The sequence below is a fragment of the Arhodomonas sp. KWT genome, assembly GCF_010993615.1.
In genome coordinates, this window is record NZ_WNXE01001073.1 from 1 (window position 1) to 554 (window position 554).

General features: G+C 67.7%; 1 pseudogene. It reads right to left on the minus strand.

Features of this window, described 5'->3' with window-relative positions:
- Positions 1-554: pseudogene (secD, locus tag G7A99_RS24215) on the minus strand (protein translocase subunit SecD); the annotation flags it as partial.

Here is a 554-nt window from a genome sequence, read left to right on the forward strand (position 1 = left end):
AAGTTGTCCATGTCCACGGGCCGGAACTCGAGCGTCGCCGTGGCGCCGAGGATGTCCTTGGCGCGGGCGGTGTCCTGGACACCCGGGAGCTGGACCACGATGCGGCTGCGACCCTGGCGCTGGATCACCGGCTCGGCCACGCCGAGCTCGTTGACCCGGTTGCGCAGGGTGGTGATGTTCTGCTCGACGGCGAAGTCGACGATCTCCTGGACCTGCTTCTCCGGCAGCTTCGCACGCATCCAGAACTGCCCGTCGGACTCGTCCGAGGTGAACTCGAGCTCACGGTAGTCGTCGCTGAGGACCTGGAAGGCCTGCTCGCGCTCCTGGGCGGCGTCGAAGCCCAGGCGCAGGCTGGTGCCATCCTCGCTGATGTCCGTATAGCGCACGCGCGCCTCGCGCAGCGCCTTGCGGAACTCGTTGGTATAGCGATCCATGTGCTGCTGGATCGCCGCATCGGTGTCCACCTCCATGAGGAAGTGAACACCGCCGCGCAGGTCGAGGCCGAGGAACATCGGCCGCGCCCCCAGCGCCCGCAGCCAGTCCGGTGTGGACTG